Below are 20,158 nucleotides of genomic sequence, written 5' to 3' on the forward strand. Positions count from 1 at the left end.
CGGCCGGAAACCTTCGCTCCGCCCGCCGCCGCTCGATCGTACGGCCGAGGTGTACGACTTCGGCCCGCGGTGGCACTCGTACCGGTCCCGGATCAACGCGGCCCACGCGATACCCCCGAACGGAGGACCCCCTGCCGCGAGTCGATGCGGAGCCCGGGCTTCCCAGCGCACCCCCGGGTCGCTACCCTACGTGCCGGTAATGAACCGGGGGAGGTCCGTGCGGGCGGGCCCGCGCAGCGTGGGGACACAACGAACATGAGCCGGCACAGCCACGCCGCCGGGCGGGAGCACGACACGGTTCGGGCCGGGGCTCAGGACGACGCCGGGGCTCAGGACAACGCCGGGGCTCAGGACGACGCCCGGGTCCAGGACCACGTCACGCCTCGGGACGGCGCCGCCGGGCAGGGCCGCCCCGCCGGACAGAGCCGCCGTTCCTTCCTCACCTACCTCGTGGCCGCGCCGACCCTCGCCCTCGTCACCCGCGCCGGCGCCGACGCGCTCGCCCCGCATCCCGCCCACGCCGTGGTGCCGTCCCTGCCCGCCATCGCCGACCTGATCGACCTCGGCGACCTGTTCATCCTGGCCGGGGCGCCCACCTCCGCCCTGCTGGCGCTCGCCGTGGAGGCGGACGGAACCATCCGCTTCCGGCTGCCGCGCGAGGAGGTCGGCCAGGGCCTCACCACCGCGGTGGCGATGCTGGTCGCGGAGGAACTCGACGCGCCCCTCGCCGACGTACGCGTGGAGCTGGACGACGCGCGGCCCGAGCTGCTCTTCAACCAGCTCACCGGATCCTCCAACTCGATCCGCTCCCTCTACGGGCCGGTCCGCCAGTGCGCGGCCACCGCCCGGGCCCGCCTCGTCGCGGCCGCCGCCCGCCGCTGGGGCCTCTCCGCGGGGTCACTGACCACCGCGAACGGCGCCGTCCGTGCCACCGACGGCCGCACCGCCGACTACGGCTCCCTCGCCGCGGCCGCCGCCGACCCCGGCCTGATCGTGCTGGGCGCCACCCCCAAGAAGACGGCGAAGCACACGCTCGTGGGCAGGCCCACCAGCCGGGTCGACGCCCGCGCCATGGTCACCGGCGCCCAGCGGTACACCCTCGACCTCGACGTGCCCGGCGCCAAGCCCTGCGTGGTGCGCCGCCCGCCCACCCTCGGCGGCACCGTCCGCACCGTCACCAACCTCGCCGCCGTCCGGGCCATGCCCGGCGTCCTGCACGTGGTGACCGTCCCGACGGGGGTCGCCGTCGTCGCCGAGACCTTCGGGCAGGCCATCACCGCCAAGTCCGCCCTCCAGGTCACCTGGGGGCCCGGCCTCGCCGACCAGCTGTCCGACACCCAGATCCGCGCCAAGCTGCGCGCCGCCACCCCGCCGCTGCTGGTGCCGCCGCTGCTGACCCCGTACGTGGACGCCGAGTTCGACTTCGCCTTCGTCAGCCACGCCCCGATGGAGACCAACTCCGCCATCGCCGACGTCCGCGACGACCGCGCCGAGATCTGGTCCGGGCTCAAGTCCCCGATCGTGGCCCGCGAGACCATCGCCGCCGACCTCGGCCTGCCCCTGGACAAGGTGAAGGTGCACGTGGTCCAGGCCGGCGGCTCCTTCGGCCGGCGGCTCTTCTTCGACGCGGCCCTGGAGGCCGCCCGCGTCTCCAAGGCCTGCCGCCGCCCGGTCCGGCTGATGTGGACCCGCGTCGACGACACCCGGCACGGCCGGATGCGTCCCGCGACCCACCACAAGATCCGGGCCACCCACCTGCTGGGCGAGGTCCTCAGCTTCGAGCACCGGGTCGCCGCCGCCGAGACCGACTTCCGGCACGGGCTCGGCGAGATCATCACCGCCACCGCGGCGAGTCTGCCGCTGGGGATCGGCAACGCCACCCTCGCCCAGACCCTGTTCCTGACCACGGTGAAGTCCCCGTACCACTTCGGGCTCACCACCCAGGCGCTCACCGAGGTGCCCACCGGCATCCCCACCGGATCCTGGCGCTCGGTGTACTCCGCCAACACGCGCGGAGCCGAGGAGATCGTGGTCGACGAGCTCGCCGCCCGGACGGGCCGGGACCCGTACCGCTTCCGCCGCACCTTCCTGAAGACCGACGCCCAGCGCGCCGTACTCGACAAGGTGGCCACGGAAGGGGAGTGGGGGCGGCCGATGGAGGCGGGTTGCGCGCAGGGCATCGCCTTCCACGAGGAGTACAAGTCCCGCACCGCGTGCCTCGTCGAGATCGACACCCGGGACCCGGAACACGTCCGCGTCACCAAGGCGGTCATCGCCGTGGACGTGGGCCTGCCGGTCAACCCGCGCGGGCTGGAGGCGCAGATGATCGGCGGTCTCACCGACGCCATCTCCACCACCCTGCGCGCCGGGCTGCACCTCGACAAGGGACTGCCGCTGGAGGGCAGTTACAGCCAGTTCCACTGGGCGCAGCAGCGGGACACCCCGCGTGACGTACGGGTCTTCGTGCTGCCGGCCACCGGCGAGGAGCCGGGCGGCGCGGGCGAGCTGGGCGTCCCCGCCGCGGTCGGCGCGATCGCCAACGCGTGGGCCCGGGCCACCGGTTCCAAGCCGCGCAGCTTCCCCCTCGACTTCGACGTCGACTTCACCCCTTATCCCCGCTAGCCCCGCCCCCCTCGCCGGTCCGGATCCAGGAGTACGCCGTGCCCTCGCACACCTTCACCGTCAACGGGCAGAGCGTCACCGTGGACGCGCCCGACGATCTGCCCCTGCTGTGGGTGCTCCGCGACCTGCTGGGCGTCCGCGGGCCCAAGTACGGCTGCGGGGTGGACGTCTGCAAGGCCTGCACCAGCCACCTCGACGGCGTCGACGTCCGCCCGTGCGTGGTGCCCGTCTCCGCGTGCGCGGGCAGGTCGGTGACCACCATCGAGGGGCTGGCGGACGGGGACGACCTGCACCCCGTCCAGGAGGCCTGGCTCGAACAGGACGTCGCCCAGTGCGGCTTCTGCCAGCCCGGCCAGATCATGGCCGCCGTCGCCCTGCTCAAGCGCACCAGCGAGCCCACGGACGAGGACATCGACGCCATCGCCAACATCTGCCGCTGCGGTACGTATTTCCGCATCCGCGAGGCCATCCGCAGCGCGGCCGCCAGGATGTGAGCGGCGGCGGATCCCGGTCTTCCCCCGTGAATGCCGGGATCCGGCCGCTCGCCGCCAAACGTACGCGGTCCGGCGTCCGTTGGCAGGGTGCGCCGTGCACAGTGACCGGCCGAGACGGGTATCACAGCGCACAGTGAGCGGCGGATGGTTGAATGCGCCGGTGTCCCGGACCGACGACGTCCTCAAGCTGCACCGGCTCGCTCACTCCGGGGGGTCGGCCGCCCTGTTGGAGTGGCTCTCCACCCGCCTCGGCGGATGGACCGGGGTGGTGGACGCCGCACAGGGCGGGGGGCCGGAGGCCGCCGTGCGGGGCGCCGCCGAACTGACCGCCCGGGGCGTGCGGTCGGCCGTCCTGCACGACCCCGGCTCCGCCACCCTGCTGTTCGCGCTGGACGGCGGGCGCGCGCTGGCCGCCGTACTGGAGCGGCCGCACCACCCCGACGCCGCCACGCTGCTCGCGGACGCCGCCGTACCGCTCGCCCTCGTCCTGCGCGCCGAGGAGGCCGGGCGGCGGGAGGATCGGGCCGCGCTGGCCGAGTCGCGGGCTCGCGAGGCGGTGCTGCACCTGCTGATGAACGGGCGGCTCTCCACCGCCCACCAGATCGCCGAGGCGCTGGGGCCCTCGCTGCCCGAGCCGATGCGGATGTACGTCGTCGAATGCCGCACCGGTCAGCGGACCGAAGTGGGCCGGCTGTGCGAGGAGCTGACGGCCGGCCGGGCCTGGATCGTGCGCTGCCCGGTCTACGTACGCCACCTCATCGTGCTCGTCCCGGCCGGCCCGGCGGCGGTGTCCGCCGACCACGACCCCCTCGCCGCGGCACTGGTGGCGGTGGCCCCGGACTCCACGGTCGGGGTCAGCGGGGAGCTGCGCCTGCGCGAGGCACCGGCCGCCTACAGCCAGGCCTTCCACGCGCTGGCCGTGGCCCGGGAGCGGGGCGAGCGGCACGCCCGCTTCGGGCCCGGCCCCGAGCTGGTGCTCGCCGCGCACGAGGCAGGGGCCGGCTGGGCCGAGGCCCTGCTCGCGCCCCTGCACGCGTACGAGCCCCGGCGCCCCCAGGACCCCGGCGGCCAGGAACTGCGCGCCACCGCCCACGCCTGGCTGAACTTCACCTCGCACGCCAGGCGGCTGCTGAAGATCCACCGCAACACCCTCGCCGCGAGGCTCCGGCTGGTCGAGGGGCTGCTCGGGCTGGACCTCGCGCGCCTCGGGGACCAGGCGGCGCTCTCGCTGGCGCTGAGGCTGACCCCGGGAGCGTGGCGGGGGAACGGCGCGGCCGCGGTGGCCGCCCCCGGTCTCGACGCGGTGCTGCGCGATCCGCGCGTGACCGCCTGGGCCCGCGCCCAGCTGAGCGCGCTGAGCGGACCGGACGCCCCTTCGGGCGCGCGCGCCACGGTCCGCGCCTGGCTGGCGCACGACGCGCAACTCGGTCCGGCGGCAGCGGCCCTGGGCGTCTCCGTCCCGGGCGCCCGCAAGCGGCTGACCCGCATCGAGGTGCTGCTGGAGCGCTCCCTGCTCCAGTCCCCGAGCGCCCGGTACGACCTCTGGCTGGCTCACCGGGCGGAGGAGCTCACAGGGGGACACAAGCAGTAAAAGGGATGATCGGCGAAAGGTATCGACGATCATGCCCCAATGAGGCGAATCAATGCGAAACGCGTGCTCGTCGGTGAACCCCTCGACACCGCGCGCCTGGGCGAGACCCTGCTGCCCAAACGGCTCGCCCTGCCGATCTTCTGCAGCGACCCGCTCTCCTCGGTGGCGTACGCCACGGAGGAGATCCTGCTGATCCTGGCCCTCGGCGGCGTCGCACTGCTCCACCTCACCTGGTACGCGGCCGCCGCCATCGTCTTCCTGCTCGTGGTGGTCGTCGCCTCCTACCGGCAGACCTGCCACGCGTACCCCGGCGGGGGCGGCGCGTACGTCGTCAGCGCGGAGAACCTCGGGCAGAGCGCCGCGCTCACCGCAGCGAGCGCCCTGCTCGTCGACTACGTGATGACCGTCGCGGTCTCCGTCGTCTCCGGCGTCTCCGCCATCACTTCCGCCGTCCCCTCGCTGAACGACCACGAAGTGGCCCTGTCGGTCGCCTTCGTGGTGCTGCTCACCCTGATGAACCTGCGCGGTGTACGGGAGTCGGGCCGCGTCTTCGCCATCCCCACCTACGGCTTCGTCCTCGTCATCTACCTGATGTTCGCCGTCGCCGCCGTACGCCTCGGGACCGGCGACACCATCCGCGCCGAGTCCGCCCACCTGCCCATCACCGCGGAAGGCACCTACACCGGAATCGCCCTGGTGTTCCTCGCGATGCGCGCCTTCGCCTCCGGCTGCACCGCCCTCACCGGCGTCGAGGCGATCAGCAACGGAGTCCCCGCCTTCCGCAAGCCCAAGGCCAGGAACGCGGCGACCACGCTCGCCGCGATGGGCGCGCTCTCGGTCACGATGTTCATGGGCATCACGGCCCTGGCCATGTCGTATCAGGTGCACGTCGCGGCCGACCCCACCGAACTGGGCCTTCCGCCCGGCACCGCGACCTCCACCGCCCTCGCCCAGATCGGCCGCGCCACCTTCGGCAGCTGGCACTTCCTCTTCTACCTGCTCCAGGCCGTCACCGCCGGCGTGCTGATCCTCGCGGCGAACACCGCCTTCAACGGCTTCCCGATGCTCGCCTCGATCCTGGCCAGGGACCGGTACGCGCCCCGCCAGCTCGCCAACCGCGGCGACCGGCTCGTCTACTCCAACGGCGTCGTCCTCCTCGCACTCGCCGCGATCGCCCTCATCGTCGCCTTCGACGCCCAGCTGACCCGCCTCATCCAGCTCTACATCATCGGCGTCTTCGTCTCCTTCACGCTCTCCCAGGCGGGCATGGTCCGGCACTGGCGCAAGGAGCTCGACTCGCCCGCCACCCCGCGCGAGGAGCGCGTCCACATCCACCGCAGGCGCGCCATCAACGCGGTCGGCGCCTCCCTGACCGCCCTCGTCCTGGTCATCGTCCTGCTCACCAAGTTCACGCACGGGGCGTGGCTGGTCGTCATCGCCATGCCGCTGCTCTTCCTCGGCATGAAGGGCGTACGCCGCCACTACGAGCAGGTCGCCCGGCAGGTCTCCGTGGCCCCCGACGCCAAACCGCGCAAGCCGGCCCGCCACCACGTCCTGGTCCTGGTCGCCGCCGTGCAGGCGCCCACGCTCAAGGCCATCGGCTACGCGCAGGGGCTGCGCCCCGACACCCTGACGGCGGTCACCGTCGCCGCGGACGAGGGGGAGGCGGCCCGGCTGCGGGAGACCTGGGCGGCGCACGATCCGGGCCTGCCCCTGAAGATCCTGCACTCGCCGTACCGCGAGGTGGTGGCCCCGATCATGGCCCACGTGCAGGAACTGACCGCGGACTCCGCCACGGACGTGCTGTCGGTCGTGATCCCCGAGTACGTCGTGGGCCACTGGTGGGAACAGCCGCTGCACAATAGAACGCCCTGCGGCTGAAGGCGCGGCTGCTGTTCACGCCGGGCGTCGCGGTGATCGACGTGCCGTACCTGCTGGAGTCGGCGAAGTCCGCGCAGCCCGCCCGGCAGGAGGGGTAGGCGGCTCCCCGGCGGCGTGCCGGCCCGCGGCGGCGTGCTGGGCAGCGGCGTGCCGGGCCGCGGCGTGCTGGACCACCGCCGCGTGCGCCAGCGCCAGTTCCACCACGTGCCGCGGGTCGGTGAGAGAACGGCCGGTGAGCTGCTCCAGGCGGCGCAGCCGGTTGGAGACGGTGTTGCGGTGGCAGTACAGCCGCTGCGCGGCGTACGTGGTCGAGCCCTGGCAGGCGAGCCAGGTGCCGAGGGTGGTCAGCAGGGTGCGCCGGTCCTCGACGGGCAGCGCGAGCACCGGCCCCAGCACCACCTGCCGCAGCCGGCCGGCGAGTTCGGCCTCGGCGGCGACCAGCGCAGCCGGCAGCCGCTCGTCCAGCAGCGCCGTGCGCGGACCGCCGGACTCCGCAGCCGTGCGCAGCGCCAGGGCCGCCAGCCGGTGCGCCCCGGCCAGTTCGGCCGCCGCGCCGACGACCGGGCTGACCCCGGCGCGCAGGCCGAGCGGCGCGAGCAGCTCCCGTACGGACTCCAGCGGATGGTGGCCCAGCTCCACCAGGCCGATCTCCCCGTCGGCCCGGACCCGCCACAGCACGCGCGGAGCGGGGGCGTCGCCCTGTCCGGCGGCCGGGCCGGCGGCCGGGCCCGCGGCCGGGCCCGCGGACAGGACCTCGCAGCCGGACCCCACCACGACCACCGCGAACCGGCCCCGCTCCGGCAGGCCCAGCCGCGCCGCGGCCTCCGCGGCCGTCGGCCCGCCGCTGTCGGCCGCCCCGTCCAGCAGGACGTCCAGCAGGGCCGCCCGGCGCTCCCGGTCACGGTCGGCGCGCGCGGCCTCGGTGCGGCGGTACGCCTCGGTGACGGCGTCCGTCATCTGGTCCAGTACGTCCCACAACGTGGTCGCGCCCGGCAGCAGCCGGGGCAGCGCCGCCCGGTCGTGCGCGGCCACGGCCTCGGTGAGGGTCTGCCAGAGCACCCGGCCGCCGCGCCGGTAGGTGCGCAGCAGGGAGGCGAGCGGCAGCCCCTGTTCGGCCCGCAGCGCGCCGGCCGCCCGGGCGTCGGCGAGTTCGACTGGCAGGCCCCGCGAGCTGCGGACCAGGCCCTCGACGGCCTGGCGCAGGTGGTGGTGGATCCGCTCGCGCAGCTCGGCCCGGCCGAGCAGGGCGGCGTAGGCGGGGTCCTCCGTCAGCGTCCGGTCGGCGAGCCGGTCCGCCGCGACGGCGATCCGGCGGGACAGGTCCTCGCGTATCTCCTCGATGATCCGCTCCATGACGGGCAGCCTGACACGGGGGAGGGGACGGTGGGGAGGGCCCGTGGTGGGCGCATCCGCTACCGTGAGCGAAGCACTGCACCTGCAGTGATCAATCGATGTGCCTCACGCGATGTGCCGCACCCACCCCCCAGGGACCGCCCATGCGCCAGAATCCGCAGCGCCGCGCCGCGCTGCTCGACGCCGCCATCGAAGTCCTGGCGCGCGAGGGATCGCGCGGCCTGACGCTGCGCGCGGTGGACGCCGAGGCGGGTGTGCCCACGGGCACCGCCTCGAACTACTTCGCCAACCGGGCCCAGCTGCTCGTGCAGATCCTGCACCGCACCCGGGAGCGGCTGACGCCGGAGCCGGCGGACCTGGCCGGCCCGCTGGACACCAAGGTGCTGCTGACCCGGCTCCTGGAGCGGATGCGGCGCGAGCGCAGCGTGCACATCGCGATGCTGGAGCTGCGCCTGGAGGGCACCCGGCGCCCCGAACTCCAGGCGGAGCTGGCCGGTTTCCAGGGCGAGGAGCTGGAGGCGAACATCGCCTGGCACATGGAGTCGGGCCTGCCCGGGGACCGGCAGGGCGTGGTCCTGCTCTACCTCGCGATGCTGGGCCTGATCGTGGACGACCTGACCGCGCCGGCGATGCTGGAGGCCCACCCGGTGGAGGGGCTCATCGAGACGATGGTCGAGCGCCTCCTCCCGCAGCGGTCCGCGGACTGACTATCGTGCCGGTGAGGGAGCACCGGCGTCGCGGTGGAGACCGTGGGGAGTGCAGGGATGGCGCACATGGCCGAGGGCGGAGCCGGCGCGGCCGGTGGAATCCAGTGGCTGGCCGACTGGGACGGATGGTTCGTCGGCCTGACCTTCGCCCGGGGCATCGGCCCCGACGAACTCGCCGCGCGGCTCGGGGCGGTGCCGGGCGTCCAGCCCGGTCCACTGGGCGCCCTCGACGCCTGGAGCATGGTCACGGAGACGGCCGACGGGGACGGCGTGGCCCGGGTCGGCCGGTGGGGCGACTGGTCCTTCGCGGTGGAACACGGCCTGCCGGCCGGCGCGGAACGGCTCGCCGAGGTCTCCCGGGGCCGCGTGGAAGCCGTCCACCTCGACCCCCAGCCCGACCACCCGCCCAAGCAGTTCGCGTACGCGCGCAGCGGCGAGCTGGTGTGCTGCTTCGGCCTCGGCGAGGAATGCTGGCGCGGCGGCCACCAGCCGGACTTCCTGCTCCCGGAGCTGATCGCGGCCGGGATACTCGCGCCGGACGGCGCGTGCGCCCGCCCCGACGAGGAACCGTTCGAGGAACGCGACCGCCACACCCTCGCCGTCCTGGAACACCGCTTCGGGCTGTCCCTGCCGCGCCACCTGATCGAGGACACCCCGCTCCCGGCGTACGTGACCTGCACGCGCTAGCGGAACCGACCGACAGGTATCCGGTGATCTTATGCTCAGGTTTACGCGAGTCCGCTGGTTTTGCGGCCGGTGAGCGACTTTGATGGGTTTGCCAGGCCTCGTACCGAGCAGGGGGACTCATCATGGGTACCGACCACAGCCAGAAGGACAGTACGCCCACCCTGATCGGTTCCGTGCAGCGCGCGCTGCGCCTCGTGGAAGCGATGTACGCCGAAGGCGGGGCGACGGCCAAGCGGCTCGCCCGGGTCACCGGGATCCCGCTGCCCACCGTCTACCACCTGCTGCGCACCCTCAGCCACGAGGGGTACGTCCAGCGCGAGGGCGGCTCGTTCCGTCTCGCGGACGATCTTCCGCTCGCTTCGTGATCAAATATCGACGCGTTCCGGCCAAGCTCTCACGCCCTTCATGGCATGTTCCAGCGGAAAATGCCAGAACGCCCTTTCGTACTGTGGAAGTTGAGTAAGTTCCCTCCTGTCGCGCCGTACGACCGTGCAAACAGCACATCCGGCCGGGAGGGGAGCCCGCGTGCCCGGGATCGACGAATGCCTGCTCGAAGCCATGGCCCTGCCTGGTGCGCGGGGGGCCGCGCTGGTCGACTGGAGCAGCGGACTGGCCCTCGGCACCGCCGGGGAGTCGCCCGTGGGCGACCACGAGACCACCGCCGCCGAGACCGCCGAGCTGGCCCGGGCGGCCGCCGAGTACGAGTCCTTCGCCTCTCCGGCGTCGGGCGATGACACGGCCGGACCGCCCGTCGAAGACCTCATCGTCACCACCCGCTCCGGCTACCACGTCCTGCGCTTCGTCGACACGAGCTTCGACAGCAGCGTCTTCCTGCACCTGTGGCTCGACCGGGCCGACGGCAACCTCGCCCTCGCCCGCCACAGACTCAGGACCCTGGCCGAAGGGCTGGTGCTCAGATGACCACCCCGGCCACGGCGGCGAACGCCTTCGCCGCCGTCTCCCCCCTGCTCACCCGGCTCGCCGCGGAGCGCGCCACCGGCGCCCTGCTCCGCGACCGCGGCACCCTCTTCCTGGAGGACGGCCGCATCGTGCACGCGGAGAGTCCGGCCACCCCCGGCCTCGACGTCCTGCTCACCACCGGCGGCGGCCTCGCCCCCGAGCGCTGGCGCGAGGCCGTGGACCGGGCGGGCGCCCGCCGCCAGGTCGCCCGCTTCCTGGTGGACAGCGGCGGGCTCGCCGGCGGGGAGCTGGAGATATGCCACATCGCCGCCATCTTCGACGCCGCGTTCTTCGCGCTGTCCCCGGGCAGCGGGCCCTCCCGGTTCCGGCGCGGGGCCACCCACTGGATCGGCTCGGTCCGCTCCGTCCCGGCCGCCGCCGTCGAACGGGAGACGCGCCGCCGCCGTGAACTGCTCGACGCGGTCTGGCCGTACCCGCTGCTGGACACCGCCCCCGTGGTACCCCGGGCGGCCTCGCCCGGCCAGACGGTCAGCGCCCGGCAGCGGATCCTGCTGCGCGAGGCCGACGGCGTGCGCACCCCGGCGGACCTCGCGTGGGTGCTGGGCCGGCCCGCCTTCCACACGCTCCTCGACGTACGGCGCCTCGCGGCGGCCGGACTGGTCGAGACCCCGCACACCCCGGCTCCGCCCCCCGTCGTGGCACCCCTGCCCGACTGGATGACCCAGGCCCAATCCCCGGACGTGGCGCTGCTCCGCCGCTTACGCGACGCACTGGAGGCAAGCCTGTGAGGCTCCCGCTGCGACCGGCCCTGCGCGCCGACCGCTCCGAGCGGAGGCAGCCCGAAAGGAGAAAGCCCGACATGAGCACGGTGCCCCCCGAGGCGGAGGCCGAGATACTCGCCGAGCTCCGCAGGCTGCGGGCCCGGGTACCCCAGCTCACCGGTGCGCTCGCCGCGAGCGCCGACGGCTTCGTCCTCGCCCAGGACAGCGCCGCCGCCGAGGCCGAATCCGTCGCCGCCCTGACCGCGGCCGCCCTCGGGGTGGCCCAGCGGCTGAGCGACAGCACCGGGCAGGGCGCGTTCCGCGAACTGCTGGTGCGGGGCGAGGACGGATACGTGGCCACCTACGCGGCGGGCATGGCGGCCGTCCTCACCCTGACCGCGGAGCCCCGCGTCAACGTGGGGCGCCTCCACCTCGAGGCCCGGCGCTCCAGCCTCCGGCTAGCCGAACTGATCGACCACATCCTCGGGCGGCGCGGCTCCGGCCTTCCGCCCCTTCCCCCGCTGCCGCCCGCTCCGCCCGCCTGACCCCGTACGGCGCCACGGGACCGAACCCGAACCACGTACCGCCACAGCACACGACACAACGAACGAGGAAAGAGGAACCCCTCATGGCAAACGTCGAGACCACGCTCAAGGAAGCCACCACCACCATCGAAGGCGCGCTCGGCGCCGCCCTTGTCGACTACGGCAGCGGCATGGCACTGGGGACCGTCGGCGGCGGAAAGGACCTCGACCTCACCGTCGCCGCCGCCGGCAACACCGACGTGGTCCGCGCCAAGGTCCGCACGATGGAGATGCTCGGCCTCAAGGACGAGATCGAGGACATCCTCATCACCCTGGGCAGCCAGTACCACCTGATCCGTCTGCTGAAGGGCCGGGGCACGTCGGGCTTCTTCCTCTACCTCGCCCTCGACAAGGGCCGGGCCAACCTCGCGATGGCCCGCCACCAGCTGAAGAAGATCGAGGCCGACCTGGAGGTCTGACCCTGGACCGCGACGTCAAGGTGGCGGGCGGCTTAAATCTTTGCCGTCCGCCCTGGCGATCAGCCGTGGTATGCCCGAATAGGGAGGAGTTCATGATTCTGCTACCTAGTAGGATGCTGTGAGCAGCTGATCATCGATAAAGCACCAAACGCTGGAGAACCCGCCACCCATGCCCCCGCGCCTGAGCATCGTCGTCCCCGTCTACAACGTCGAGCTCTACCTCGACGAGTGCCTGGAATCCATCGCCGCTCAGACCTTCGGCGACTTCGAGGCCATCCTCGTGGACGACGGGTCCACGGACACCAGCGCCGTCATAGCCAAGGCCTTCGCCGCCCGGGACAAGCGGTTCCGCGTCGTGATGCAGGAGAACGCCGGCCTCGGCGCCGCCCGGAACGTCGGCGCCCGCCACGCCCACCCGGACAGCGAGTACCTGGCCTTCGTCGACAGCGACGACACCATGCCCGACTACGCCTACCAGCGGATGATCGACGCCCTCGACGAGACGGGCTCGGACTTCGCCGGAGGCAACGTCAAGCGCTTCCGCTCGGTCGGCATGCAGCAGTCGTGGGGCCACCGGGCCGCCTTCGCCAAGACCCAGCTGAAGACCCACATCTCCAAGTTCCCGGCGCTGGTCACCGACCGCACCGCGTGGAACAAGGTCTACCGGCGCACCTTCTGGGACGAGCACGGCTTCCAGTACCCCGAGGGCATCCTCTACGAGGACGCGCCGGTCAGCATCCCCGCGCACTACTTCGCGTCCAGCGTCGACATCATCAGCGACTGCGTCTACCACTGGCGCGTCCGCGAGACCGGCGAGCGCTCCATCACGCAGCGCTCCACCGACCCGATCTCCCTGATCGACCGCGTGAAGTCCGTCCGCCTGGTCCGCGAGTCCCTCAAGGCCAAGCAGGGCGCCAAGTACGTCCGCTACCTGCGCGACTACGACTACAACGTCTTGAGCGAGGAACTCCCGCTCATCTACAAGTACGTCGCCGAGGGCGGCGCCGACTTCCGTGCCGCCTTCGTCAAGGAGGTCGGCGGGCTGGTCCGCGAGATCGGCACCGGCCCCTGGCCCGACCTGACCGTCGCCGACCGGCTCAAGGCGTACCTGGCGGGCGAAGGCCGCGTCGAGGACTTCATCGCCCTCCTGCACCACCAGCGCGACTACCACTACAGCGTGCCGGTCAAGGGCCTCGCCCGCCCGCAGGCGGACTACCCCTTCCTGCAGGGCCGCCCGCCGGTCCCCGCCAAGGTCCTCACCCTCGGCCCGCGCGAGCGCCGCGTCGTCAGCCGCCTGGAGCAGGCGGCCTGGGCCGACGGCAAGCTTCTATTGCGCGGCTACGCCCTCCCCGGCCACCTCGGCGCGGAGAGCCGCCTCGGCTCGCGCAAGATGCTCGTGTTCCGCGAGGGCGGCAAGCGCCGCCGCTCCGTGGTCAGCGCCCGTACGGTCGCCTCGCCGATGGCCACCGTGAAGTCCCCGCACCTCGCCCTGCGGCACGCCGACTGGGCCGGCTTCACCGCCGTCGTCGACCCCTCGATCTTCCAGTCGGGCGGCAAGTGGCGCGACGGAATATGGACCACGTCCATCGCCGTCACCGGAGCCGGCGGTCTGCACCGCGCCCGCCTGCGCGGCGGCGAGCACGACACCGGCCACAACCCGCCCCCGCAGTGGGTGGCCCCCGACGTCCGGATCGTCCCGGCCGTCTCCGGTTCCCTCACCATCCAGGTGGAGGTCGTCCGCGCCCGCGCCCTGGACGTCCACCCGGCCGGTGACGACGCCGTCGAGATCACCGGCGAGCTCTCCGCCGAGGTCGGCGCCGTGTCCGCACTGCGGGCCGTCCACGTCACCACCGGCGCCGTCCTCAGCTTCCCGCTGGAGACCGCCGCGGCCCGCTCCGGCCGCGTCCCCTTCACCGCGCGCGTCGCGCTGGCCGAGCTGGCCGCCGTACCGGACGCCGAGGTCGAGCCCGGCGAGTGGGCCCCCGAGCCCTGGAGCCTCTCCGTGCTCGGCGCCGACGGCACCGAGCACCGCATGGTCCACGACGAGCGCGGCGGCTTCAACGGCCTGGTCCTGCCCCTGCCCGGCGAGGACACCGGCCGCTCCCTCTTCGCCAAGCGCGGCAACACCGGACACCTGACCCTCTCCGTGCAGCCCTCCCCGCCGCTGGTGGACGAGGTCACGGCCGAGGACGGCACCGTGACCCTGCGCGGCCGGTTCGTGGCGCCCGCCGACGAGCCGTACGAGCTCGTCCTGCACAACGCGCACGGCGTCGAGTTCAGCTACCCGGTCACCCGTGACGGGGACGCCTTCGAGACCACCTTCCAGCCCGTGCTCCCCGAGGCGTACGCCGGCCGGACCACGCTCCCCGAGGGCCGCTGGTGGCCCACGCTGCGCCCGGCCGCCGAGGCCGGAACCACCGCGGGCCTGCTCGGCGTCGACCGCGGCGCTCCCGTACAGATGGGCCCCGGCCTGCTCTTCGCCGGCCCGCACCCCTTCAGCACGCAGGGCCGCCGGATGCGGGTCGAGACCCGCTTCCACGACCGCATGGTGCTGGTCGCCGACCCGCTGCTGAGCCCGCACGACCGCTCCCACTTCGCCCAGCGCGTCGCCCGTTTCGAGACCTACCCGGCGCAGCGCGCCCTGCCGGTCAAGGACATGGTCGTCTACGACACCTTCCAGGGGAACGGCGCCGGCGACTCGCCGCGCGCCATCCACGAGGAACTGCTGCGCCGCGGCGAGAAGCTGGAGCACATCTGGCTGGTCCGCGACGGCCGCGCCGAGGTTCCGGCGACCGCCCGCGCCGTGCAGTACGGCAGCGTGGAGTCGTGGGAGGTGCTGGCCCGCGCCCGCTACTACGTGACCAACGACAACGTGCCGCGGCTCTTCCAGCGCCGCGCCGGCCAGGTCGTCGTACAGACCTGGCACGGCACGCCGATCAAGCAGATCGGGCACGACTTCGTGCACGACTACTACACGAGCCCGGAGATCCTGGAGGGGCTGGAGCACGACAGTGCCCAGTGGTCCCTGCTGGCCTCCCCGAGCTCCTACGCCACGCCGATCCTCAAGCGCGCCCTCGGCTACGACGGCGAGGTCATCGAGGCCGGCAGCCCGCGTACGGACGCACTCGTACGGCCCGACGCCGAGCGGATCGCGGAGGTCCGGCGGCGGCTCGGCCTGCCCGAGGGCAAGAAGGTCGTCCTCTACATGCCGACGTGGCGTGAGAACTGCGAGGGCTGGTCGGGCGGCTACAAGCTCGACCTGCGGATCGACCTGGAGCAGGCCCGCCGTGAGCTGGGCGAGGACCACGTCCTGCTGGTCCGCGGCCACCACCACGTGACCGAGCAGGTCCGCGAGGGCGTCCGCGACGGCTTCGTCGTCGACGTGTCCCGCTGGCCCGACGCCGCCGACCTGCTGCTGGTCGCCGACGTGCTGATCTCGGACTACTCCTCCGCGATCTTCGACTTCGCGCACACCGACCGGCCGATCCTGCTCTTCACGTACGACCTGGCGCACTACCGCGGCACGCTGCGCGGCTTCAACTTCGACCTGGAGGAGAAGGCCCCCGGCCCGCTGCTGGCGGACTCGGCGAGCCTGATCGAGGCCGTGCGCAACGCCGACGAGGTCGGGGCGCAGTACGCCGAGGCGCGGGCGGCGTTCCGCGAGGAGTTCTGCGACCTGGACGACGGCAACGCCACCGCGCGCGTCGTCGACCGCATGCTCGCCATGGGCGCGGCGCCCGCGAAGTAGGCCGTACGGGCGAAAACCCGGCCGAACACAGACCGGCCCCGGGCCCACCGATGAATTTCGGGCCCGGGGCCGGTCCGTATGTGAGGAACGGTATCCACCGTCCACGCACCGGCCTGGAGGCAGAGATGAGCGGCAACGGTTTCACCACGTGCCTGTGGTTCGACGGCGACGCGGAAGCGGCCGCCGAGTACTACGTGTCCGTGTTCAAGGACGGCAGGATCGGCCGGACCGCGCGCTACACGGAGGCGAACCCGGGGTCGGAGGGCTCGGTGATGACCGTCGAGTTCGAGATCAACGGGCAGAAGTTCGTCGGACTCAACGGCGGACCGCAGTTCCCCTTCACCGAGGCGATCTCCTTCATGATCAACTGCGCCGACGAGCCCGAGGCGGACTACTACTACGACACGCTGACCAAGGACGGCGGCCAGGAGTCCGCCTGCGGCTGGGTCAAGGACAGGTTCGGGGTGTCCTGGCAGGTCGTCCCGCCCGGTGCCGTCGACCTGGTCAGTGACCCGGACCCGAAGCGCGCCGCCCGGGCCATGGCCGCCATGATGAAGATGAAGAAGCTGGACGTGGCGGAGATGCGCCGGGCGGCCGACGCGGCCTAGGCGCGCTCCCGGGAGTGCCTCCCCTGGCCCCGCCCTCCCCGGCCGGGCAGGGCCAGGAGGCGGGTGGCTAGACGCACTCCCACACGGCGGCCTGGGTGCCGGAGGACGTGCTCGCGCCAGGCATGTCCAGGCACATCCAGGTGGGGGCGCCGCTCGGAGTGGCGCCGCTGATCCACCAGCCGGGGTTGCCGTCGATGTTGTCCGTGTCCCACCACTTCTGGTTCAGGCCGCCGTTGCAGTCCCACTGGATGATCTTGGCACCCTTGCGCGCCGTACCCCCCGCGATGTCGAGGCACTTGCCGGAGTTGACGTTGCGCAGCTGAATGAACGTGCCCCCGTCGGTGACCTCCGACTTCCACAACTGCTCGCTCGCGGTCCCGCATTCGGCCTGGACCACCGGAGCGCCGCTGTCGTTCGAGCCGCCCTTCACCTTCAGACACATGCCGCTGTGGACGTTGGCGATCTCGTACCGGCTGCCCCGCTTGCGCAGCTGCCACAGCTCGTTGGGAGCCAGCATGACCCCCAGGTCCGAGGCGGTCTGTGCCGTGGGAACGGTGGCGGGGCGGGCCTCGGCGACGGCCTGGGGGGCCGACATCCCCGCCACGGCCATCAGGGCGACCAGACCCGAGCGGACGGACGTGCGCATCGTGGAATTCATGCTCAGTACCTTTCGTGCACGGCGCCGTCGAGGGTGCGGCGGGCACCGGTCCGGATGGAGTGGCGCCGGACCGCGGGGGCCGGTCCGGCGCGTTGCCCACTCTGTCCGCCGGCCGTGTCCGAGCACATCGTGGAAGACCACGAACACGGCGCTCCGGGCGTTCTCGTGGTCAGTCCCGTGGCCCGCCCGCGGCGGTGTCCGTTCCGGCCAGGCCGGCCGCGAGCTGGCTGCGACTAGCCACCTTCAACTTCCGGTAGGAACTGGTGAGATGGCTTTCCACCGTGCGCCGGGACAGGTGGAGCGCCTCGCCGATCTGCGCGTTCGTGTGCCCCTTGGCGGCGAGGTCGACGACGCGTCGTTCCGCTCCGGTCAGCGCGCCCGGGCCGGTCCGGGCCCGTGTCGTGGTGCGGGCGTTCGCGTCGCGCAGCGCGGCACGCGTCGCGCGCAGCAGCCGGCCCGTCGGCACGGCTGCCGGGTCGGTGCCCCCGTCGCCCGGGCCGTCCGCGACCCCCGCAGGGGACAGCAGCCGGGCCGCCTCGGCGTCGGCGACGCGCAGATCCTCGCGGCCCCTGCGGCCGAGCCCCGCCTCGATGCGCGCCCGGCCGAGGTCGATCAGGGCCTCGACGCGTTCCACCGGCGCGGGTGCTCCCTCCAGCAGGGCGGCCGCCTCGGTGAGCGATTCCAGCCCCTGCCGGCCGCCGACGGCCGCGGCGTGGGCCCGGAGCGCCCTGCCGACCGTACGAGGGGTGCCCCAGCGGCGTGCGTGGCCGAGTTCCTCCTCGGCCAGCTCCCGTGCTTCGCCCGCCCGGCCGAGACGGGCCAGGGCGAGGGCCGCGCCGGAGCGCCATGGCGTGGCCACTGGGCTGACGAAGTCGCGGGCGCTCTGGCCGGTGCCGCAGGCGAGGTGGTCGTCGAGCGCGGCCTGCCACCGGCCCTCGTAGCCGTGGAGCAGGGCGCGCGCGTAGCGCAGTTCGTTCCACTCCCAGGAGCTGTCCGCGGTGGTCTCGTCGGGTGTGGAAAGCAGCTGCCAGGCCTGGTCGCGCAGGCCGAGTTCGTACCGGGCGAGCGCCACCATGGAGACCAGGTGGGGGGCGCGGATGCCGCGTCCGGTGCAGGTGTGCGCCAGGAGGGTGTTCTCGGCGATGACGCGTCGGAAGTCTCCCGCCCAGAGCGCGGCTTCGGCCCGGGCGCTCAGCAGGCATTGCAGGCCCGCGTCGGTCAGGTCCGGCGGTGTCGGCGGCACGGGCAGCCCCTGCTGGGCAAGGGCCCGCGCGTCCTCCAGCCGGTCGGCCCACTGCAGCAGGGTGGCGGCGCTGCCGAGCCAGGCGGTGCGCAGTCGCGGGTGGACCGGTGCTCCGGCCAGCCGGGGCTGGATCCGGGCCAGGACCTCGGCCGCGGAGAGGAGCCCGGCACCGGTCTCGTACTCGGTGATCAGACCGCAGACCAGCGGTTCGACGGAGGGCGGGGCCGTGGGAGCGAGGGTGCGCAGTCCCGCGATGGCATCGCGCCAGGCGACCGCGTCGTGCGAGGAGATGAGGGCGGTGACCGTCCGCAGAACGTGCACCAGCTCGTCGTCGTCGGTGCCGCTGCTCGCCCGGTGCAGGACGCTCAGCGCGCTGTCGGTGCGGCCGCGTGCCGCGAGGGCCGCGCCGAGGGCGGGCGCTGCGGCCGCGCGTTCCCGGTGGTCGGGGTGCAGGTCGAGGCCCGCGCGGAGCCGGCGGATGCCCGCCTCGGCGCTGTGCGGGAACTCCAGGGATCCCAGGCGCAAGGTGAGGTCGGCGTGCCGCTCCCGGGCCGGCGGCGGCTGTGTCCGCAGGGCGTGGCGCAGCAGCCCGGCGGCCTGTTCGGTGTGCCCGGCCCGCACGGCGTCGTCGGCCGCCTCCTCGAGGCAGCGTGCCATCCACTGCTCGCGCGGGCGTTCCAGGTGCAGCAGGTGGGCGGCGACGGCCGTGGCGGGGGCGCCGCGGTCGTGGAGCAGCCGGGCGGCACGGCTGTGCAGGGCCGCCAGTTCGGTGGGGTCGGCCGCGTCCAGTACGGCTTCGAGGGCGAGCGGGTGGGAGAGCAGCAGGGCCAGCCGCGGCGCGCAGGGCGCGGCCGCGTGGCGGGGCGGGCAGAGCGTCAAGGCTTCCTGGAGCAGAGCGGAACCGGTGGCGGGAGAGCATTGGGCGGTGACGGCGAGGGCCAGGGCGATGTGACGGGATTCGTCGTCGGCGCGGTGCCGGATCCAGCGGGCGAGCGCGTCGCGGTAGCGGGCGGGAGGAGCGCCGCCCGGCTGGAGCGGGGCCTGCCCCGGTCCCGGGGCGGTGGGGTCGGGGGAGCGGGCGGAGCCGGCCAGGTCGGCGAGGAGGGCCTGGACGAGGGCGGGGTTGCCTGCGGTCGCGTCCCGGCACACCGCACCCTGCTCGGGAGTCAGCCCGCGCTCGCGCGCGAGCCGTGTGACGGCGTCCTGTCCGAGCGGGGGAAGCGGGTGGCACACGCCCGTGGTCCGGGGCAGCCAGGTGACGTCGGAGTGCTCGCGGCATTCGGTCGCCAGCACCAGGACCGGAAGCCCGGCGATCCGGCGCGCCAGGTAGCCGATCCAGCGGCGTGACACCGGGTCCGCGCAGTGCAGGTCGTCGACGGCCAGCAGCACGGGCCGGGTCGCCGCGGTCCGGGCCAGCAGGTCCAGCAGCCGGTGGAAGACCTCTTGCTCCTGCTCGGCGGCGGGGTCGGTGAAGGGAATGCCGTCGGCGCCGGGGAACACCTGGCGCAACAGGGCGAAGGGGAACGCCGTCTCCTCGGGCGAGCAGCGCGCCGACAGCACCCGTACGCCGTTGACGGGAATCGCCCGGCGGACGACGGTGTCGAGCACGGCGCTCCGGCCCCGGCCGGGCGGCGCGGCCAGCATCAGCCAGCTGCCCCTCCCGGAGCGCGCCCGGGCAGCGGCGGCGGCCACGGCCCGGAGTACGTCGTCGCGTTCGACCAGTACGTGTGTCACTTCCGCCCCTCCCACCCTTGTGCAGACGGCTTTCGTGCCGTCCGTGAGGGCCCGGAGGGCCCTTGGGAATCATGGAGGGGCGGGGTGCGAGAAGCGGGATGATCTTCGGTCAGATTTGCCGGAAAGGGCACCTTTGGGGCCATCTCG

The 20,158-nt window shown here is 73.5% G+C and carries 16 protein-coding genes; 13 read left to right on the plus strand and 3 right to left on the minus strand.

The features are described 5' to 3' along the window. The first annotated feature begins 255 nt into the window (after positions 1-255). From RIU97_RS36835 to RIU97_RS36850, 4 genes are all read left to right on the plus strand, one after another. On the plus strand, positions 256-2,622 hold the full coding sequence (locus RIU97_RS36835; RefSeq protein WP_404961816.1) for a molybdopterin cofactor-binding domain-containing protein: 2,367 nt from the start codon (positions 256-258) through the stop codon (positions 2,620-2,622). Positions 2,623-2,660: 38 nt separating this feature from the next. Then, the gene (locus RIU97_RS36840; RefSeq protein WP_404961817.1) at positions 2,661-3,116 is read left to right on the plus strand and encodes a (2Fe-2S)-binding protein; all 456 of its coding nucleotides are present in this window, start codon (positions 2,661-2,663) and stop codon (positions 3,114-3,116) included. 160 nt (positions 3,117-3,276) lie between these two features. After that, complete coding sequence (locus RIU97_RS36845; RefSeq protein WP_404961818.1) at positions 3,277-4,707, plus strand: helix-turn-helix domain-containing protein; 1,431 nt, start codon at positions 3,277-3,279, stop codon at positions 4,705-4,707. Positions 4,708-4,746: 39 nt separating this feature from the next. Continuing rightward, the gene (locus tag RIU97_RS36850) at positions 4,747-6,588 is read left to right on the plus strand and encodes an APC family permease (protein WP_404961819.1); all 1,842 of its coding nucleotides are present in this window, start codon (positions 4,747-4,749) and stop codon (positions 6,586-6,588) included. Between the two features lie 15 nt (positions 6,589-6,603). On the opposite strand, the gene RIU97_RS36855 is transcribed toward RIU97_RS36850, so the two are convergent. Beyond that, a complete protein-coding gene (locus tag RIU97_RS36855) occupies positions 6,604-7,941 on the minus strand; it encodes a helix-turn-helix domain-containing protein (protein WP_404961820.1) in 1,338 nt (445 codons plus the stop codon). Positions 7,942-8,084: 143 nt separating this feature from the next. On the opposite strand from RIU97_RS36855, the gene RIU97_RS36860 reads away from it, so the two are divergent. The 9 genes from RIU97_RS36860 to RIU97_RS36900 all read left to right on the plus strand — a co-directional run bounded on the left by RIU97_RS36860 (position 8,085) and on the right by RIU97_RS36900 (position 16,376). Next, entirely contained in the window at positions 8,085-8,648 is a 564-nt protein-coding gene (locus tag RIU97_RS36860; protein ID WP_404961821.1) for a TetR/AcrR family transcriptional regulator, read from the plus strand. Between the two features lie 66 nt (positions 8,649-8,714). Then, on the plus strand, positions 8,715-9,335 hold the full coding sequence (locus tag RIU97_RS36865) for a DUF6461 domain-containing protein (RefSeq protein ID WP_404961822.1): 621 nt from the start codon (positions 8,715-8,717) through the stop codon (positions 9,333-9,335). A gap of 122 nt (positions 9,336-9,457) precedes the next feature. Beyond that, complete coding sequence (locus tag RIU97_RS36870; protein ID WP_326586501.1) at positions 9,458-9,700, plus strand: helix-turn-helix domain-containing protein; 243 nt, start codon at positions 9,458-9,460, stop codon at positions 9,698-9,700. A 160-nt stretch (positions 9,701-9,860) separates the two neighbouring features. Further along, positions 9,861-10,256 carry a hypothetical protein gene (locus tag RIU97_RS36875; RefSeq protein ID WP_404961823.1) on the plus strand — a complete coding sequence of 132 codons (396 nt, stop codon included), beginning with the start codon at positions 9,861-9,863 and terminating at the stop codon, positions 10,254-10,256. Then, complete coding sequence (locus RIU97_RS36880) at positions 10,253-11,044, plus strand: transcriptional regulator (protein WP_404961824.1); 792 nt, start codon at positions 10,253-10,255, stop codon at positions 11,042-11,044. Before RIU97_RS36875 ends, RIU97_RS36880 begins: the two co-directional genes overlap by 4 nt. An 80-nt stretch (positions 11,045-11,124) precedes the next feature. Further along, positions 11,125-11,562, plus strand: a complete 438-nt coding sequence (locus tag RIU97_RS36885; RefSeq protein ID WP_404963067.1) for a roadblock/LC7 domain-containing protein — start codon at positions 11,125-11,127, stop codon at positions 11,560-11,562. Positions 11,563-11,645: 83 nt separating this feature from the next. Next, positions 11,646-12,020 (plus strand): hypothetical protein, encoded by a 375-nt coding sequence (locus tag RIU97_RS36890; RefSeq protein ID WP_327418114.1) that lies wholly within the window; start codon positions 11,646-11,648, stop codon positions 12,018-12,020. 169 nt (positions 12,021-12,189) lie between these two features. Then, positions 12,190-15,768, plus strand: coding sequence for a CDP-glycerol glycerophosphotransferase family protein (locus RIU97_RS36895; protein WP_404961825.1), 3,579 nt, complete (start codon positions 12,190-12,192; stop codon positions 15,766-15,768). Between the two features lie 125 nt (positions 15,769-15,893). Then, positions 15,894-16,376 (plus strand): VOC family protein, encoded by a 483-nt coding sequence (locus RIU97_RS36900; protein ID WP_404961826.1) that lies wholly within the window; start codon positions 15,894-15,896, stop codon positions 16,374-16,376. Positions 16,377-16,443: 67 nt separating this feature from the next. On the opposite strand, the gene RIU97_RS36905 is transcribed toward RIU97_RS36900, so the two are convergent. Together RIU97_RS36905 and RIU97_RS36910 are read right to left on the minus strand one after the other, a co-directional pair. Further along, complete coding sequence (locus RIU97_RS36905; protein ID WP_404961827.1) at positions 16,444-17,034, minus strand: RICIN domain-containing protein; 591 nt, start codon at positions 17,032-17,034, stop codon at positions 16,444-16,446. A 169-nt stretch (positions 17,035-17,203) separates the two neighbouring features. Further along, positions 17,204-20,011, minus strand: a complete 2,808-nt coding sequence (locus RIU97_RS36910) for a LuxR C-terminal-related transcriptional regulator (RefSeq protein ID WP_404961828.1) — start codon at positions 20,009-20,011, stop codon at positions 17,204-17,206. Between the last annotated feature and the right edge of the window lie 147 nt (positions 20,012-20,158).

Source organism: Streptomyces sp. 147326, from assembly GCF_045000215.1.
Classification (GTDB): domain Bacteria; phylum Actinomycetota; class Actinomycetes; order Streptomycetales; family Streptomycetaceae; genus Streptomyces.

What these genes read in the sequence shown, in the direction of transcription:
- RIU97_RS36835 (WP_404961816.1), top strand. Translation starts at nt 256, where the DNA reads ATGAGCCGGCACAGCCACGCCGCCGGGCGGGAGCACGACACGGTTCGG.
- RIU97_RS36850 (WP_404961819.1), top strand. Translation starts at nt 4,747, where the DNA reads ATGAGGCGAATCAATGCGAAACGCGTGCTCGTCGGTGAACCCCTCGAC.
- RIU97_RS36855 (WP_404961820.1), bottom strand. Translation starts at nt 7,941, where the DNA reads ATGGAGCGGATCATCGAGGAGATACGCGAGGACCTGTCCCGCCGGATC.
- RIU97_RS36860 (WP_404961821.1), top strand. Translation starts at nt 8,085, where the DNA reads ATGCGCCAGAATCCGCAGCGCCGCGCCGCGCTGCTCGACGCCGCCATC.
- RIU97_RS36865 (WP_404961822.1), top strand. Translation starts at nt 8,715, where the DNA reads ATGGCCGAGGGCGGAGCCGGCGCGGCCGGTGGAATCCAGTGGCTGGCC.
- RIU97_RS36870 (WP_326586501.1), top strand. Translation starts at nt 9,458, where the DNA reads ATGGGTACCGACCACAGCCAGAAGGACAGTACGCCCACCCTGATCGGT.
- RIU97_RS36880 (WP_404961824.1), top strand. Translation starts at nt 10,253, where the DNA reads ATGACCACCCCGGCCACGGCGGCGAACGCCTTCGCCGCCGTCTCCCCC.
- RIU97_RS36890 (WP_327418114.1), top strand. Translation starts at nt 11,646, where the DNA reads ATGGCAAACGTCGAGACCACGCTCAAGGAAGCCACCACCACCATCGAA.
- RIU97_RS36895 (WP_404961825.1), top strand. Translation starts at nt 12,190, where the DNA reads ATGCCCCCGCGCCTGAGCATCGTCGTCCCCGTCTACAACGTCGAGCTC.
- RIU97_RS36900 (WP_404961826.1), top strand. Translation starts at nt 15,894, where the DNA reads ATGAGCGGCAACGGTTTCACCACGTGCCTGTGGTTCGACGGCGACGCG.
- RIU97_RS36905 (WP_404961827.1), bottom strand. Translation starts at nt 17,034, where the DNA reads ATGAATTCCACGATGCGCACGTCCGTCCGCTCGGGTCTGGTCGCCCTG.